This window comes from Burkholderia sp. Bp8986 (assembly GCF_003854225.1).
Taxonomy (GTDB): Bacteria; Pseudomonadota; Gammaproteobacteria; order Burkholderiales; family Burkholderiaceae; genus Burkholderia.
Genome location: NZ_QTQM01000017.1, coordinates 68,487 through 84,520, shown reverse-complemented (window position 1 = coordinate 84,520; position 16,034 = coordinate 68,487). Strand labels below are relative to the sequence as shown.

Sequence of the window (16,034 nt, the reverse complement as noted above, 5' to 3'; positions counted from 1 at the left end):
GCACCCCGCCGCAAAAAACAGCCCGACCGGCCTGCGCCGATCGGGCTGTCGTCCATCCGGGGCCTCGCGAACTCGGGCCGCCCGGCGCACGGCCGGGCAGCGCAAGTCGCTCGCGATCCTTACTGCCCCTGCTGCTTCAACTGTTGCTGCTTCATCTGTTGCGTACGCGCCTGCAGTTTCAGCACGCGCTGCAGCGCGGTACGGTTTGCGAGAATCCCGTCGTAGAAGTTGCCGAGGTCGCCCTTCAGCGCGGTCCGCGACGCGTCGTTCAGGTAGATCATGTGGCCCGACGGATAGTTCTTGATCGTCAGGTTCTGCGCCTTGAGCGTCGGATCGAGCGGCATCTGCGCGAGCGTCAGCTCGGTCTGGTGGAACGGCGTGACCGCATCGAAATAGCCGTTCGCCGACAGCACCTTCAGGTCCGGGTTCACGCTCATCGTCGACGCCAGGTCGCCGGCCGTGTACAGCGTATTGCCGCCGCCCCGGTTCGCGCCGGTCGGGTCGGTGTGGCTGAAGTCCCAGTTGTTGAAGACCTGGTCGTTCAGGTCCACGAACGACGACGTCGACGTGTACTTGAGGTCGGTGTTGATGTAGCTGTTCCACAGCACCGTGTACGCGCCGCCGACGTTCGTGATCGACGGATCGTTGCTGCCCGAGTTCGGCAGGATGTACGGCGCGATGCCCTTGCCCGTGAAGTTCGCGCGACCGTCGTACTGGCCGATCTGCGTGCCCGGCACGAGCGTCAGGAAGAACGTGTACGGCGGGTTGTCGTCCGACGACGGCACGTTGCCGAGCGCGGCCGGGTTGCCGAACGTCTGGATCAGCGACGTCGGATCCGTGCCGATGTACGAACCCATCTGCTGCGCGGTCTGCAGGTTCAGGTTCAGCCGCACGTTCACGAAGCCGCCGTCCTGCGGGTTCGGCTTCTGCGCGAGCGGCGCGAGCGTGTTGTCCGCGTAGTTGCGGGCCTGCACCATGTACGCGTCCAGATCGGTCGGCGTCGGGTTGAGCGTCGTCTTCTTCCAGTAGAACGCGTCGGCCGCGAGGGTCGGGAAGGTACCCGGCGCGGACAGCGCATTCGCATAGTCGAGGATCGACGACTGCAGCGTGATCCCGTTCAGGTCGATACCGTCCTCGTGCAGCACCCACGACACGACCGCGCTGCGCGCGGTGCCGTACGACTCGCCGTACAGGAACTTCGGCGAGTTCCAGCGCGAGTACTTGGTCAGGTAGCGCTGGATGAAGCGGTCGATCGAGCGCGCGTCCTGGTCGGTGCCCCAGAAATCCTTGTTCTTCGCCGGGGCGATCGCCGCCGAGTAGCCGGTGCCGACCGGGTTGATGAACACCAGGTCGGTGCGGTCGAGCAGGCTGTCCGGATTGTCGAGCAGCTTGTACGGGGCCGGCGGCGTGAAGTTCGGGAACGACGACTGCAGGCGCTTCGGCCCGTACGAGCCGAGCAGCAGGTAGACCGACGACGAGCCGGGGCCGCCGTTGTAGAAGAACGTGACCGGGCGCGGCTTCGACGGGTCCGGATTGTCCTGCGTGTACGCGACGTAGAACATCTTCGCGTTCGGCGCCGACGTGATCGGGTCGATCGTGGTCAGGTGGCCGGTGGTGGCCGTGTACTGGACGGTCTTGCCGCCGATCGTGACCTGGCGGTGCACGACCGCGGCCCCTTCGGTCGAATCCGTGACCGCGTCGTTCGGCCCGGTGCCGTACACGTCGTTGTCGACGTACGGCTGGTCGGCCGGGACGGCGGCCGTTGCATTGGTGCTGGCCGACGTGCTGCCGTTCGACGTCGTCGCGGCTGCCGCGGTGGCGGCGGTCGGGCCCGCCCCGTCGTCGCCGCCGCATCCCGTGACGAGCAGCGCCGCGGCAGCGGCTGCGGCGAGCGGCACGCTCAGCGTCGTTCCAAATAGCGCGAAACCGTCTTTCAAGGACTTCAGTGTCGTCATTATTGCCTCTCGAACAGAACGATAAATACCGCCGGTCGCAAAGGATCATTTGCGCCGGCGCTCCGCACCGGGAGCGCATTCGTTTTGCGATGCACCCCGAGTTTTTTACCGCATCGGCGAATACCGACCGGCATGATTTACCCCACCCATATTCCGCGATCGCACAATGGAATCAATTCCATTGCAAACGACGATTCAATAATGTGCGGCACTGCGAATTCGCCCTCGCCATCCGCACGCGCGAGAAACCGCAAGCAAAAGCATCCCCTGCAAAGGCCGCCAGACAAGGCGTCTTCGCTTCGAACAGACGAACGATTCCCTCGACGAAATGCCGGTCAATCGCGAAAGGGCGACCAACCGCAACTCGAGCCGATTTAATAAAATCGAAAGGATCGATTAACTATACGGAAAGGAATATTGTCTTTATGGGAATTTATTAAATTAAGTTAAAATATCGGCGCATAATAGATTCCGGATTTTCCGCCGTAAAGCGATAATTTGTTACAGCGCATGCCATTCGGACCAAGGGCAATGCGGGACCGATTCCAGACGCTGAAAATAAAAAAGCCGGACGAGCGTCCGGCTTCCGTATCGCGGTGGGGCGGGTGCCGTCAGAGCGGCACATCGATCGCGCCCGCGCCGGCCGTGATCGCGTTCGCGCCGGGGGACGCCGAGATCGGCGGCAGGTTCGCGCTCGTCAGCGCCGGCGCGGCGCCCGGCGTGCCGCCGCGCGGCAGCGTGCGGACCACCTGTGACGGCGGCAGCGCGGCACCGTTCTTCAGGTGCCGCCACATCAGGTTCAGCGCCTGCAGGTTGTAGTAGTGGACCGGCACGAAGCGCGTGTCGAAGCCCGCGACGGGCAGGAACGCATCGAAGTGCTGCCCGTTCGTCACCTCGTAGAACACGAGCTGGCTGCGGCCGCCTTCACTGATGCCGTTCTGCGCGACGTACGCGCGCGACGCGTGATTCACGGGCACGAGCGCGTCGCTGCGGCCCTGCACGATGATCGCCGGCTTGCCCTGCAGGTTCGCGTTCACGCGCACCGCATCGACGTTCGCCGGCATGTCGAGCATCCCGTTGGTCCACAGCTGGCGCAGGCACAGCGCGCCCGCGAAACTCGCGTCGGGCGTCGCGAGCCGGTGGTCGACACCCGCGCCGGTGTTGAACACGAGATTGACGCCTGCCGTCGGCGGCACGCCGTTGCCGAGGCCGAACACGGCCGGCATCGGCGAGGCGGCGGGCGGCGCCACCGCGCCCGTCGCCGCATTGGTGGTCGCGAAGCTGAAATTGCACAGGTTGTCGGTCACGCGCGAGCGCGTGTACGCGTTCGCATAGGTGACCGCGATCGCCGGAATCGCCTGCGAATCCCACATCGGCGCCTGCAGCAGGTCGGAATCCGCGAGATAGCCGGCCGCGTGCAGTTGCGCGAGCGCGTCGGCGGCCTGGCTCTGCGTATCGGCCCCCGACACGAACCCGGCCGCGGCGAGCGTCGCGCAGCGCTGCGTGCGGATCGACTGCGTGGTGGCGGCCGGCAGCGCGCTCAGGTACGGCGCGCCCGCGAGCGACGACGACGCGGCCGCACACGGCTCCAGCAGGTTCGCGAGCGTCGCGTAGTCGGCCAGCGGCCGGCCGAACGACGGCACCGGCTGGCCGCCCTCGCGCACGACCGCGTTCGGCGCCATCCGCACGTTGACTTGCGGCTCGCCGACCACGACCGCGGTGATCCAGCGGCGCGTGTCCTGCTCGGCCGCCGCGAGCGCCGCGCCGCCGCCGTTGCTGACGGACGCGGCGATCGTCGTGATGTCGCCCGGGCGGTAGCGCACGCCGTGATGCGAGCCGTCGACGAACGGCCCGAACTGTTCGTTGAGCGCCCAGTACGCGAATTCGACCGCCTGCAGCGTCGCGTGCCCCCAGTCCTGCTCGGGATTCTGTTGCGAATGCGCGTGCTTGAACGCGTAGCGGTTCGGGAAGCGGCTGTTGAACGCGGCCAGGTCGCTGCTCGTCACATTGGCGGTAAAGAGACTCGCATTGCCGGCGAGCACCGCGTCGGCGAGCGTGCCGTCGATCAGCGTGATCGTGTCGGTGCCGAGCTCGTGCGCGCCGTTGCCGCCGCCCTTGTCGTTGTACGCGACCGCGCAGCCGCGCTTGAGGCCCCACTCGCCGGCCGCCGAAATCGCGCCGTACACACCGCGCGAACCGGACGACGTCGCGGTGACGATGCACGGCTGCGCGGGGTCGAAGCTCGCGGGCACCTGCACGAGCAGCGTCACGTTCTTGCGGCCGCTGCCGTCGTCGGAATACGCGAGATATTCGGTGCCGGGAATCTTGCCTTCGCCGAGCGTGTCGTTGCCGTCGAGGTCGACGTTCGGTCCCCAGAAACGGCCGTAGCCGCCGTTGGCGCTCATGTCGACGAGCGCGCGGTAGTTCGACCAGATCGCGAGCCGGCGCAGCTCGGCGCTCGTCGGCCGCGACGGATTCGCGAACGCCGGCGCGGTGGCGGCGGCGAGGCCCGTCTTGCCGAGACCGGCAGTCAGCAGGTCGTCGCTCGTACCGTCGTAGGCGGTGGTGCGCACGCTGCCGGACACGAACCCGGGCAGCCGATTGCGTTCGGACGACTCGTCGCCGTTGCAGGCGCCGAGCAACGTGATCGCGACCAGCGCCGCGCCCCAAAGAATCCGACTGCCCCACCCGTGCGTTGTCATTGCCGCCCTCTCGATATCGTTATCGGTGCGCCGCTGCGTCGTGCGCGGCTCGCGGCCTGTCGGGAAAACGCCGGGCCGCCCAAGGTTTTCCGCCCCGAAGGAAGTTTCCTTGGGGGACGCCCGCTCCGGGGCCTGGCGCGAAGCGGCGGGCCCGGGGGGCATTCAAAAGTGCAAACGGGCCCCGGCACGCCGGGGCCCGCGTGAAAGCGGGCGCGCGGCGCTGGCGCGCCGCCGCCCGGCATCATTGCTGCTGAACCGTCAGCTTGTTCGTGACCGACGTCACGCCCTTCACGCCCTTCGCCGCCTCTTCCGCCTTGTCGATCTGTGCCTGGTCGGGCACCGTGCCCTCCAGCGAGATCGCGCCGCCCTTCGAGCGCACGACGATGTTCGCCACGTCGATGCCGCCTGCCTTCGTAATGGCCTTGCGCACCGCATAGCCGAGCTGGCGGTTGGCCTTCTTCGCGGTCTTGGCCGCCGCCTTCGGCGAGCTCGCTGCCGCGGCCGGCGCTTCGGTGGCCGCCGCATCGCTCGACTGCGCGTACACGCTGCCCGTCAGACAGGCCGCCACGGCCGCAACACCCAACGCTCTCAACACGATCGACTTCATGCTATCTCCTTGTAACTCCGGAACGGCCGTGCACAGTACGGCCGGATACCCCCAAAGGCAGCCGGCCCGCGCGCGAACGGGCGGGACGGCCGATGATTTCCACGGCGATGCGAGAGAGGCGACACGGGCCGGCGGCCGGCGCGCGCGAATGCGGGCCGGCCGGGCCGGACAGCCGCCGGCCGGGCGCGCCCGGTCTCATAACGTGCCGGGTCGTGCGCGAATCGGGCGCGGCTGCGTCGCACAATGTAATCCAGCGCCAGCCGAAGCGCAAAGCTTTTGACGCGTGGCCGCCCGCCATCCGCCCGCGCGCGCCCGTGTCCGCCGCCGCGCGACGGCGCCGGACTCGCGCACGCCGGGCGAAACCGGGTACCATCGCCGCCAGAACGCGCATCGCGTGCCTTGTCCGCGACGGCCGTCATCGCTGCGTCACGCCCGTGTCATCCGCCGACTCCATGAAGCCAGCCCGCCCCCGCCCGCCCCGCCGCATCCTCGCCCGCTTCGTCGCGGTGTCGTGGCGCGACCTCGCGCTGTCGATCGGCCCCACCGTGCTACTCGCGGTCGCGGCGGTCTGGTTCGCGGTCAAGCTGATCCAGCCGGCGCCGCCGTCCACGCTCGTGATTTCGTCCGGCCCGCCCGGCAGCACCTACTGGAACGCCGCGCAGAAATACAAGGCGATCCTCGCGAAGAACGGCGTCACGCTCGACGTCCAGTCATCCGAAGGATCCGCGCAGAACCTCGCGCGGCTGTCGAATCCGGACGCGCCGGTCGACGTCGGCTTCGTGCAGAGCGGCATCGGCCCGAAGGAGCGCGATGAACACCTGGTCTCGCTCGGCAGCATCGGCTACGTGCCGCTCGCGATCATGTACCGCGGGCCGGTGGTCGCACGCCTGTCCGACTTCAAGGGCAAGCGGCTCGCGCTCGGCGCGGAAGGCAGCGGCGCGCGCGAATTGAGCCTGGCGCTGCTGAAGATGAACGGCATCGTGCCGGGCGGCTCGACCGAGCTGCTGCCGACCGCCGGCGAGGACGCCGCGGCCGCGCTGCTCGACGGCAAGATCGACGCCGCGTTCCTGTCCGGCGACTCGACGCAGATCCCGGTGATGGCGAAGCTGTTCCGCGCGCCCGGCGTGCACGTGTACTCGTTCACGCAAGCCGAGGCCTACGCGCGGCGCTTTCCGTACCTGACCGCGATCACGCTGCCGATGGGCGTCTACGATCTCGGCCTCAACCTGCCGCCCGCCGACATCCACACGGTCGCGCCGACGATCGAGCTGGTCGCGCGCGATACGCTGCACCCCGCGCTGTCCGACCTGCTGATCGAGGCCGCGCGCGAAGTGCACGGCCACGCGACGATCCTGCAGCACGCGGGCGAATTCCCGTCGGCCGTCACGCGCGGCTTCCCGCTGTCCGACGACGCGGGGCGCTATTACAAGTCGGGCAAGTCGTTCCTGTACCGGCGGCTGCCGTTCTGGGTCGCGAGTCTCGTCGACCGGCTGCTCGTCGTCGTGGTGCCGCTGATCGTCGTGCTGATCCCCGGGTTGCGGCTGGTGCCGTCGCTGTACGGCTGGCGCGTGCGTTCGCGCATCTACCGCTGGTACGGCGCACTGATCGCGCTCGAGCGCCGCGCGCTCGGCGAGCATACGGCCGAAGAGCGCGTCCAGCTGCTCGACGAACTCGACGACATCGAGGAAGCCGTGAACCGGATGAAGATGCCGCTTGCGTACGCGGGGCAGTTCTACGTGCTGCGCGAGCACATCGGCTTCGTGCGCGAGCGGCTCACCGCGCACGATCACGACGTCGCATCGGGCACGCCGGGCACACCCGGCGCCGGCGGCCGTGCAGCGGCGCGCGGCGGCGCGGCGGCGCCGGCCGGCGAGCCCCCCCGGGCGACTCCCGGTTCCGCATGAGCGGCCGATCCGCGATCATTGCTGCATCCGCGCGGTTGCATCCGCGCGCCGCAACGTAACATGAAGGCCGCCGCCAGGCGCGCACGCCCCACCCTCTGGAGATCGCCATGACAACCGGCCTCGACACTGCCCAGCCTGCCTGGTTCTTCGACTTCGTGTCGCCGTTCTCCTACCTGCTGCTCGAACAGCACGACAAGTGGCCCGACGTGCCGTTCGACCCCGTCGCCGTGTCGCTGCCCGACCTGCAGCGCCACTGGGGGCAGCGCCCGAGCGCCGACGTGCCGGCCAAGCGCGTGTTCACGTACCGCCACGCGCTGTTTCGCGCCGAACAGCTCGGCATCCGCTTCAAGATGCCGCCCGCGCATCCGTTCGACTCCGACAAGGTGCTGCGCCTCGCGATCGCGCTGCGCGCCGACATCGCGACCGTGCTGGAAATGTTCCGCTTCATCTGGCACGACGGCAACGATCCGTCGACGCCGGACGGGTTCGCGGCGCTGTGCGAGCGCGTCGGCGTCGGGCACGGCGACGAGCTGATCGAATTCGAGGAGACGAGCGCGCAGTTGCGCCGCAACACCGACGACGCGATCGCGCTCGGCGTGTTCGGCGTACCGACCTTCTGGATGAACCAGCAGCTGTTCTGGGGCGAGGACGCGCTGCCGATGGTGCTGTACTGCGCGCGCACGCCGAACTGGCTCGAGTCGCGCGAGGTCAAGCGGATCAGCGTGCTGCCGAAGGGGCGCACGTGATGGCCGGTATCACGCACGGCAACGTGCGGCTGCGGTAAGGTTACGCTTCTCCCGAACACCGCTCGCCGATGGAAGACGACGATCGTACCGCCTCGCTCGATATCTGGCTCGTGCGCGTATTGCGCACGCTGCTGCTCGAGCGCAGCGTCACGCAGGCCGCGCTGCGGCTGAACCAGACCCAGCCCGCGATCAGCACCGCGCTGCGCAAGCTGCGCGAGACGCTGAACGACCCGATTCTCGTGCGCGGCAAATCCGGGATGGTGCCGACCGAGTACGGCGCATCGCTGCTCGGTGCCGCGTCGCGCGCGCTGCGCGAGGTCGACTTCATCGCGACGCCGCACGGCGACTTCGATCCATCGTCCGCGCGGCGCACGTTCCGCGTGGCCGCACCCGACTACCTGAACGATTTCTTCATGCCGACGCTGATCGAGCGCTTTCGCGACGCGGCGCCGCATGCGCATCTGGAAATCGACTCATTGAATCCCGCGCTCGATCACGCGGAGGCGCTCGAATCGGGCGCGCTCGATCTCGTGATCGGCAACTGGCCGAAGCCCGACCCGCGGTTCGCGCGCCAGGACCTGTTCTCCGACACGATCGTGTGCCTGATGCGCGACGCGCATCCGCTCGCCCGCGAACCGCTCACGCGCGAAGCGTACGCGTCGGCCGCGCACGTCGCGCCGACGCCGTACACCGGCGACAAGCGCAACGCGATCGAGATCGGCCTCGCCCGCGCCCGCCTCACGCGACGGATCGTGACGACGCTGCCGTACTTCGGCATCGTGCCGCAGGTGCTGCTGCAGTCGGACCTGATCTTCACGACGACGCGCCGCTTCGCGACGCACTACGCGCAGCTGCTGCCGCTCGTCGTCGTCGCGCCGCCCGTGCCGTTCCCGCGCATCAAGAGCTACCTGCTCACGCACCCGCACCCCGATCGCCCGACCGACATCGCGTGGCTGTGTGCGCTGATGCAAAGCGTGTCCGACGAGCTGACCGCCGCACGCGGCCGCAAGCGCTGAAGCGGCGCTCAACCCGCGCGGAATCGCCCGCGCACGATCACGCGGCGCGGCCGCTCAGGCCGTGCAGAAGGTTTCCTGCAGATGGGTCCAGCGCACGACGCCTGCCGCGTCGCGCGCGAACACGGCGGTCGCGCGACGCGCGGGCAGTTCGCCCGACGCCGCCTGCTGCGCTTCAAGATAGGTGAGCACCGCATGCGACGCGTCTGCCGCGAGCACGCGGATGCCCGACAGTGTGATGCGCAGCCCCGGCTTCGCGCCGCCGAGCTTCGCGAACAGCGCGCGCGTGTCATCGCGGTCGAACGCGCGACCGTCGGTCATGATCATCGTGAATTCGGCGGAGAAAGGCGCGAGCAGCGCATCGAGCGCCGCGGGGGAAGTATCGGCGCCGGACAGCCAGCGCTCGATGACGACGAGGCTCGCATCGAGCGCATCGAGATAGACCTGATGATCGGACATGGTGCCTGCACGAAAGGACGCGCGGCCCGCTGCCGCGCAATCCGTGCAGTGTAGGCAAAAACGCGCGGACGTGGGTCGGGCGTGCCGCCCCTGATCGTTACCGCGCGCAACGCGCGTCGTCGCGCAAGCGCTCCGCCGCAGCCGCCTTCGCGTCGGCCACCGGCATGCCCGAGCGGGCCTGCAGCAGTTCCGCGCAGACGGCCACCGCGATCGCACCGGGTGCCTTGTCGACGATGCCCGCGACGCCGATCGGACACACCATCTCGGCGAGCCGCGCCGGATCGACGCCGCGCGCGGCGAGCCGGCGCTCGAACTTCACGCGCTTGGTACGCGAACCGATCATCCCGAAGTACGCGAAGTCGCGCCGCCGCATGATCTGCGCGGCGAGCGAGAAGTCGAGCGCGTGGTTGTGCGTCATCACGAGGAAGTACGCGCCGGGCGGCGCCGCGTCGACGACGGCCTCGGGTATGTCGGTCGGCTCCGGCTGCACGTTCGGCGGACATTCGTCCGGGAACAGCTCGTCGCGCGTATCGACCCACTGCACGACGCACGGCAATGCGCCGAGCAGCGTGACGAGCGCATGGCCGACGTGCCCCGCGCCGAACAGCACGATGTGCATCGGCGCGGACGTACCGGTCGCGCGGTTGCGCTGGCCGGTACCCTGCGCGAATGCCGGGGTCGTCGCGGTGCGAAACGAACGTGCAGGCCCGTTCATCTCAACCTGCCTGACCGGCGCGCGCAGCACGCACCGCAGTGATCGCGCGCAGGATCGACTCGCCGGTGGCCGGCGCGTCGAGCGGCGGATTCACCCGGTAGTCGCCGACCGCGGCAATCGCGTCGCGCACCGCGAAGAACACCGAGAACGGCAGCAGCAGCGGCGGTTCGCCGACGGCCTTCGAACGATGGATGCTGTCCTCCACGTTGCGGTTCTGGAACAGCCGCACGTTGAATTCGGGCGGCGTGTCGTTGACCGTCGGGATCTTGTACGTGGACGGCGCATGCGTCATCAGCTTGCCGCCCTTGTTCCACCACAGCTCCTCGGTCGTGAGCCAGCCCATTCCCTGGATGAACGCGCCTTCGACCTGGCCGATGTCGAGCGCCGGGTTCAGCGATGCACCCACGTCGTGCAGCGCGTCGACGCGCAGCGTGCGCATCTCGCCCGTCAGCGTGTCGATCACGACCTCCGACACGGCCGCGCCGTACGAGTAGTAGTAGAACGGCCGGCCCTGCAGCTTCGACTGATCCCAGTACAGCTTCGGCGTCGCGTAGAAGCCGTCGGACCACAGCTGCACGCGCGCGAGATACGCCTTCGCGATCACCTCGCCGAACGGCACGCTCGCGCCGCCGATCCACACGAAGTCGTTGCCGAACTTCACGTCGGCCGCATCGACCTTGCCGTCGCCGAACTGCTTCGCCGCGAACGCCGCAAGGCGCTCGCGCAGCTGGCGCGCCGCATCCTGCGCGGCCTTGCCGTTCAGGTCGGAGCCCGTCGACGCAGCCGTCGCGGACGTGTTCGCGACCTTGCTCGTGTCGGTCGCCGTCACGCGGATCCGGCCGAAGCGGATGCCGAGCTCGTGCGCGACGACCTGCGCGACCTTCGTGTTGAGCCCCTGCCCCATCTCCGTGCCGCCGTGGTTCACGAGCACCGAGCCGTCGGTGTAGATGTGCACCAGCGCGCCGGCCTGGTTGAAGTGCGTGACGTTGAACGCGATGCCGAACTTCACCGGCGTGAGCGCGATGCCCTTCTTCAGCACCGTGTTGCGTGCATTGAATTCGCGCACGCCCGCGCGCCGCGCGCGGTAGTCGCTCGTCGACTCGAGTTCGCCGAGCAGTTCGTGCAGCACGTTGTCCTCGACCGTCTGCCCGTAAGGCGTCACGTTGCGCTCGGTCTTGCCGTACAGGTTCGCGTAGCGCACGTCGAGCGGATCGCGGCCGAGCGCGCGCGCGACGTCGTCGAGGATGTATTCGATCGCGAACGCGCCCTGCGGCCCGCCGAAGCCGCGGAACGCGGTGTTCGACTGCGTGTTGGTCTTGCCGCAGTAGCCGGCGATGTCGACGTCGCCGAGCCAGTACGCGTTGTCGAAGTGGCACACCGCGCGCGTCATCACCGGGCCCGACAGGTCCGCCGAGAAGCCGCAGCGCGACGTCATGTCGAGCGCGACGCCGTCGAGGCGGCCGTCGTCGTCGTAGCCGACGTCGAAGCGGTAATGGAAGTCGTGTCGCTTGCCGGTGATCATCATGTCGTCGTCGCGGTCCGGACGCAGCTTCACCGGGCACAGCAGCTTCCACGCGGCGAGCGCCGCGCAGCATGCGAACAGGCCCGACTGCGATTCCTTGCCGCCGAACCCGCCGCCCATCCGGCGGCATTCGACCAGCACGTTGTGCGACGCGACGCCGAGCACGTGCGCGACGAGGTGCTGCATCTCGCTCGGGTGCTGCGTCGAGCAGTACACGTGCATCCCGTCGTCGTCCTTCGGCACCGCGTACGCGATCTGCCCTTCCAGGTAGAACTGCTCCTGGCCGCCGAGCAGCATCTCGCCCGACTCGCGATGCGGCGCGGCGGCGAGCCGCGCGGCCGCGTCGCCGCGCGCGAGTTTCAGCGGCGGGATCACATAGGTTTCGGCCTGCCGCGCTTCCTGCGCGGTCAGGATCGCGGGCAGCTCCTCGTAGTCGACCTGCGCGCGGCGCGCGGCGAGCCGCGCGGTTTCGTGCGACGTCGCGACGACGATGAACATCGGCTGGCCGACGAACTGCACGATGCCTTTGGCGAGTACCGGATCGTCGTGGATGATCGGGCCGCAATCGTTGACGCCGGGGATGTCGTCGGCCGTGAACACGGCGACCACGCCGGGCGTCGCGCGCACCGCGTCGAAATTCATCGACACGATCTTCGCGTGCGGCTTCGCGGACAACCCGAGCGCAGCGTGCAGCGTGCCCGCGACGAGCGGGATGTCGTCGGTGTAGGTCGCGCGCCCGCTCACGTGCAGGTGCGCGGATTCGTGCGCGCGCGAGACGTGCACCTGCGCCGCGTCGGCCTGCGGGTCGAGGGTGTTCAGGAACGGTTCTGCCTGCTGGTTCATGTTCGGTGTTCTCCCTCGTCAGACGCGCGCCGCGTCGTCGGCAACTTCGGCGGCCACTTCACGCACGTTCAGCGCCTGCGGCGGCAGCGGGTCGTGCGGGCGCGTCTCCAGCCAGAATCGGTACATCAGGTTCTTCGCGGTATCGAGGCGATACGCGCTCGTCGCACGCATGTCGGTGAGCGGCTGGTAGTCGCGCTCGAGCGCCTGCATCGCGGCCTGCGCGGTGGCTTCGTGCCACTGCGCGCCGTCGAGCAGGCTCTCCGTATGCGTCGCGCGCTTCGGCGTCGCGGCCATCCCGCCGAACGCGATGCGCGGCTCGCGGATCAGCTCGCCGTCCGCGATGAACGCGAACGCCGCGCACACCGCCGAAATGTCGGAGTCGAACCGCTTCGACAGCTTGTAGGTGCGGAACTGCAGCTTCGCGCGCACGCCGGTGCGGGTCGGCACCTTCAGGCCGACGACGAATTCGTGCGGCGCCATGTCCTTTTGCTGATAGCCGGTGTAGAGCGCCTCGAGCGGCAGCTCGCGCACCGTGTCGCCGCCGCGCAGCACGACCCGCGCGCCGAGCGCGATCAGGCCCGGCATCGAGTCGCCGATCGGCGAGCCGTTCGCGACGTTGCCGCCGATCGTCCCCGCGTTGCGGATCGGCAGCGACGCGAAGCGCTTCCACATTTCGGTCAGTTCCGGATACGTGCCGGCGAGTGCCGCATAGCCGTCCTCGACCGTCACGCCCGCGCCGATCTCGATCCAGTCGTCGCCGTGCACGACGGTCCGCAGTTCGGTGATCTGGCCGACGTAGATCAGGTCGTCGAGGCGACGCATCTGCTTGGTGACCCACAGGCCGATGTCGGTGCTGCCGGCGAGCAGCCGTGCATCCGGGCGCTCGACCTTCAGCGCGGCCAGCGCGTCGAGCGTGCGCGGCGCGGCGAAGCGCGCGCCGTCGCGCGTCGTGTAGTCGAACGTGTCGTCACGCTTGAGCGCCGCGAGCGTGCGGGCCAGCGCGGCCGTATCGATCGGTGCCGTCGGCGCCGGCGCACCGAACATCTGCACGGCCGCATCGACGATCGGGCGATAGCCGGTGCAGCGGCACAGGTTGCCGGTGAGCGCATCGGCGATCTCGGTGCGCGTCGGCACGTCCTTCGCCTTCGCGCACGTGCCGGCGCAGCCTTCATGGCCGTGCTTCTCGTACAGCGCCCACATCGACATCACGAAACCGGGCGTGCAGAACCCGCATTGCGAGCCGTGGCAATCGACCATCGCCTGCTGCACCGGATGCAGCGAACCGTCCGGCTGGCGCAGGTCTTCCACCGTCAACAGCGCCTTGCCGTCGAGCGTGGGCAGGAACTGGATGCAGGCATTGACGGCCTTGAACGCGACCGTACCCGTGTCGGTCAGCTCGCCGACGACGACCGTGCACGCGCCGCAGTCGCCTTCCGCGCAGCCTTCCTTGGTGCCGGTGCAGTGCGCATCCTCGCGCAGGTACTGCAGCACGGTGCGGGTGACGTCCGCGCCGCTGACTTCGCGGACCGCGTGACGATGGTAGAAGCGGATCGGCTCACTCATGTCTCTATCGTTCTTCCGGTGGGGGCAAGGCGGCCTGCGCGGGGCGCTCGACCGACGTTTCTCTGACAGTTTGCACGCTATCACCGTCAAATTCCGCAACCCATAGCCCATCACGCATGGGGCCCATATAACTGCCGCGATATGCGCGCCGCGGCCGCCCGGCAGGCGTCGGGCGCCTTGCCCGGCCTGGGTTCCGGCCTGCCCGCAGCGCCCCGTCGGCCATTCTTCGATGATGAAAATGGGTCGCGATTAACTAAATGGTACCTGCGTGAAAACCGGTTCCATGGGAAAATCCCGATTCCGTTTTTCGCCGCTTTCCGCTCCGTTTCGCCCATTCGATCCGACCCCATGTCAACCGATTCCGCCACACCGCCGCGCAGCGGGTTTGCCGTCACGCTGCAAATCGTGTCCGTCGTCTGTTTCACGTTCATCTGCTATCTGACCATCGGCCTGCCGCTCGCGGTGCTGCCGGGCTTCGTCCATGACGACCTCGGTTTTTCCGCGATCGTCGCGGGCGGCGCGATCAGCGTCCAGTATTTCGCGACGCTCGCGTCGCGCCCGCTCGCCGGGCGCTTCGCCGATACGCTCGGGCCGAAGCAGACGGTGCTGCGCGGGCTGATCGGCTGCGGCGTGTCGGGCGTGCTGCTGCTCGTCGCGCTGCTGCTGGCCCACTGGCCGGTCGCGAGCCTCGTGCTGCTGGTCGCGAGCCGGCTCGTGCTCGGCGTCGGCGAGAGCCTGTGCGGCACCGGTGCGATCCTGTGGGGCATCGGGCGGGTCGGCGTCGCGCACAACGCGAAGGTGATCTCGTGGAACGGCATCGCGACCTACGGGGCGCTCGCGCTCGGCGCGCCGGTCGGCGTCGCGATCGCGCACACGCTGAATCCGGCGCTGATCGGCGTGATCGTGATCGCGCTCGCCGCGATCGGCTTCTATCTCGCGCGTCTGATCGCTTCCGTGCCGCTCGTGCACGGCGAACGGATGTCGTATGCGAGCGTGTTCACGCGCGTACTGCCGCACGGTCTCGGCCTCGCGCTCGGCTCGGCCGGCTTCGGCTCGATCGCGACCTTCGTCACGCTGTACTACGCGGCGCGCCACTGGCCGAACGCCGCGCTGTCGCTGACCGTGTTCGGCACGCTGTTCATCGGCGCGCGGCTGCTGTTCGCGAATACGATCAAGACCCACGGCGGCTTCCGCGTCGCGATCGTGTCGTTCGCGTTCGAATGCTCGGGCCTCTTGCTGCTGTGGCTCGCACCCGTGCCGCACGTCGCGCTCGTCGGCGCCGCGCTGACCGGCTTCGGCTTCGCGCTGATCTTCCCGGCGCTCGGCGTCGAGGCCGTGGCGCTCGTCCCGCCGGCGAGCCGCGGCGCGGCGCTGTCCGCGTATTCGGTGTTTCTCGACCTGTCGCTCGGCATCACGGGCCCGCTCGCCGGCTATGTGGCCGGTGCGTTCGGTTATCCGCAGGTGTTCCTGTTCGCGGCGGTGGCCGCGGCGGCCGGCGTCGCGCTGTCGATGGTGCTGTACCAGCGGCAGGCGCGGCTCGCCGGGAGCGGCGCGGCGGCTTGAGTCGTGCTGCCGCGCGCGCAACGCCGTTCAACGCAGCAACACGTTGAAGTCGCGCAGCACGCGGACGGCTTGAGGATGACGCCGGAACGGAACGGCGTCCCGGAGCGAGAGCTTGGGTTCGGCACGATCGAAGAGCACGAGGGCTTCCGACGTGTTCAGATGGCGGGACATGTACAGGAACCCGTCGACCCGCCGCTGATGCCGGTGGACGGCCAGCGACCACTGCTGCGGAACGTCGTACGGCACGATCGTCGACAACGCACCGTCGCCGCCAAGGTTCTTCAGCGGCAAGCCATGCAGGACGGCCACGGCCAACGGCGCACCGTCGAATGAAAGCACGTAGCGATCGAGCTCGGTCGTGACGAGCGGGAAACCGCCCAGCACCAGATCGGCGACTTCGTCGTGCAGCACCGTCTCCGCGAATGCGCAAGAGTGCCTAATG

General features: G+C 68.7%; 12 protein-coding genes. 4 read left to right on the top strand and 8 right to left on the bottom strand.

The window, feature by feature from the left end; all coding sequences use genetic code 11:
• Positions 1–119: 119 nt before the first annotated feature.
• From DID99_RS17420 to DID99_RS17405, 3 genes are all read right to left on the bottom strand, one after another.
• Complete coding sequence (locus DID99_RS17420; RefSeq protein WP_124571672.1) at positions 120–1,955, bottom strand: S10 family peptidase; 1,836 nt, start codon at positions 1,953–1,955, stop codon at positions 120–122.
• Between the two features lie 611 nt (positions 1,956–2,566).
• Entirely contained in the window at positions 2,567–4,657 is a 2,091-nt protein-coding gene (locus tag DID99_RS17410; RefSeq protein ID WP_124522825.1) for a D-(-)-3-hydroxybutyrate oligomer hydrolase, read from the bottom strand.
• Positions 4,658–4,898: 241 nt separating this feature from the next.
• Positions 4,899–5,264: a BON domain-containing protein gene (locus tag DID99_RS17405; protein ID WP_044844127.1), complete on the bottom strand. Its 366-nt coding sequence runs from the start codon at positions 5,262–5,264 to the stop codon at positions 4,899–4,901.
• Positions 5,265–5,716: 452 nt separating this feature from the next.
• Between DID99_RS17405 and DID99_RS17400 the strand changes: the two genes are divergently transcribed.
• The 3 genes from DID99_RS17400 to DID99_RS17390 all read left to right on the top strand — a co-directional run bounded on the left by DID99_RS17400 (position 5,717) and on the right by DID99_RS17390 (position 8,930).
• Positions 5,717–7,168, top strand: a complete 1,452-nt coding sequence (locus tag DID99_RS17400; RefSeq protein WP_124488726.1) for a TAXI family TRAP transporter solute-binding subunit — start codon at positions 5,717–5,719, stop codon at positions 7,166–7,168.
• A 107-nt stretch (positions 7,169–7,275) separates the two neighbouring features.
• Complete coding sequence (locus tag DID99_RS17395; RefSeq protein WP_044844125.1) at positions 7,276–7,914, top strand: 2-hydroxychromene-2-carboxylate isomerase; 639 nt, start codon at positions 7,276–7,278, stop codon at positions 7,912–7,914.
• A gap of 68 nt (positions 7,915–7,982) precedes the next feature.
• The gene (locus tag DID99_RS17390; RefSeq protein WP_044844124.1) at positions 7,983–8,930 is read left to right on the top strand and encodes a LysR family transcriptional regulator; all 948 of its coding nucleotides are present in this window, start codon (positions 7,983–7,985) and stop codon (positions 8,928–8,930) included.
• A gap of 54 nt (positions 8,931–8,984) precedes the next feature.
• Here the strand turns inward: DID99_RS17390 and DID99_RS17385 are convergent, their stop codons facing one another.
• The 4 genes from DID99_RS17385 to xdhA all read right to left on the bottom strand — a co-directional run bounded on the left by DID99_RS17385 (position 8,985) and on the right by xdhA (position 14,029).
• Positions 8,985–9,386 carry a polyketide cyclase gene (locus tag DID99_RS17385; protein ID WP_124667211.1) on the bottom strand — a complete coding sequence of 134 codons (402 nt, stop codon included), beginning with the start codon at positions 9,384–9,386 and terminating at the stop codon, positions 8,985–8,987.
• Positions 9,387–9,483: 97 nt separating this feature from the next.
• Positions 9,484–10,101 (bottom strand): xanthine dehydrogenase accessory protein XdhC, encoded by a 618-nt coding sequence (gene xdhC / locus DID99_RS17380; protein ID WP_124571670.1) that lies wholly within the window; start codon positions 10,099–10,101, stop codon positions 9,484–9,486.
• Between the two features lies 1 nt (position 10,102).
• Positions 10,103–12,466: a xanthine dehydrogenase molybdopterin binding subunit gene (gene xdhB / locus DID99_RS17375; RefSeq protein ID WP_044844121.1), complete on the bottom strand. Its 2,364-nt coding sequence runs from the start codon at positions 12,464–12,466 to the stop codon at positions 10,103–10,105.
• Between the two features lie 18 nt (positions 12,467–12,484).
• Positions 12,485–14,029 carry a xanthine dehydrogenase small subunit gene (gene xdhA, locus DID99_RS17370; RefSeq protein WP_124667210.1) on the bottom strand — a complete coding sequence of 515 codons (1,545 nt, stop codon included), beginning with the start codon at positions 14,027–14,029 and terminating at the stop codon, positions 12,485–12,487.
• Positions 14,030–14,377: 348 nt separating this feature from the next.
• On the opposite strand from xdhA, the gene DID99_RS17365 reads away from it, so the two are divergent.
• Positions 14,378–15,592, top strand: a complete 1,215-nt coding sequence (locus tag DID99_RS17365) for an MFS transporter (protein ID WP_044844119.1) — start codon at positions 14,378–14,380, stop codon at positions 15,590–15,592.
• Positions 15,593–15,619: 27 nt separating this feature from the next.
• On the opposite strand, the gene DID99_RS17360 is transcribed toward DID99_RS17365, so the two are convergent.
• Positions 15,620–16,033: an RES family NAD+ phosphorylase gene (locus DID99_RS17360; protein WP_260434441.1), complete on the bottom strand. Its 414-nt coding sequence runs from the start codon at positions 16,031–16,033 to the stop codon at positions 15,620–15,622.
• Position 16,034: the final 1 nt, after the last annotated feature.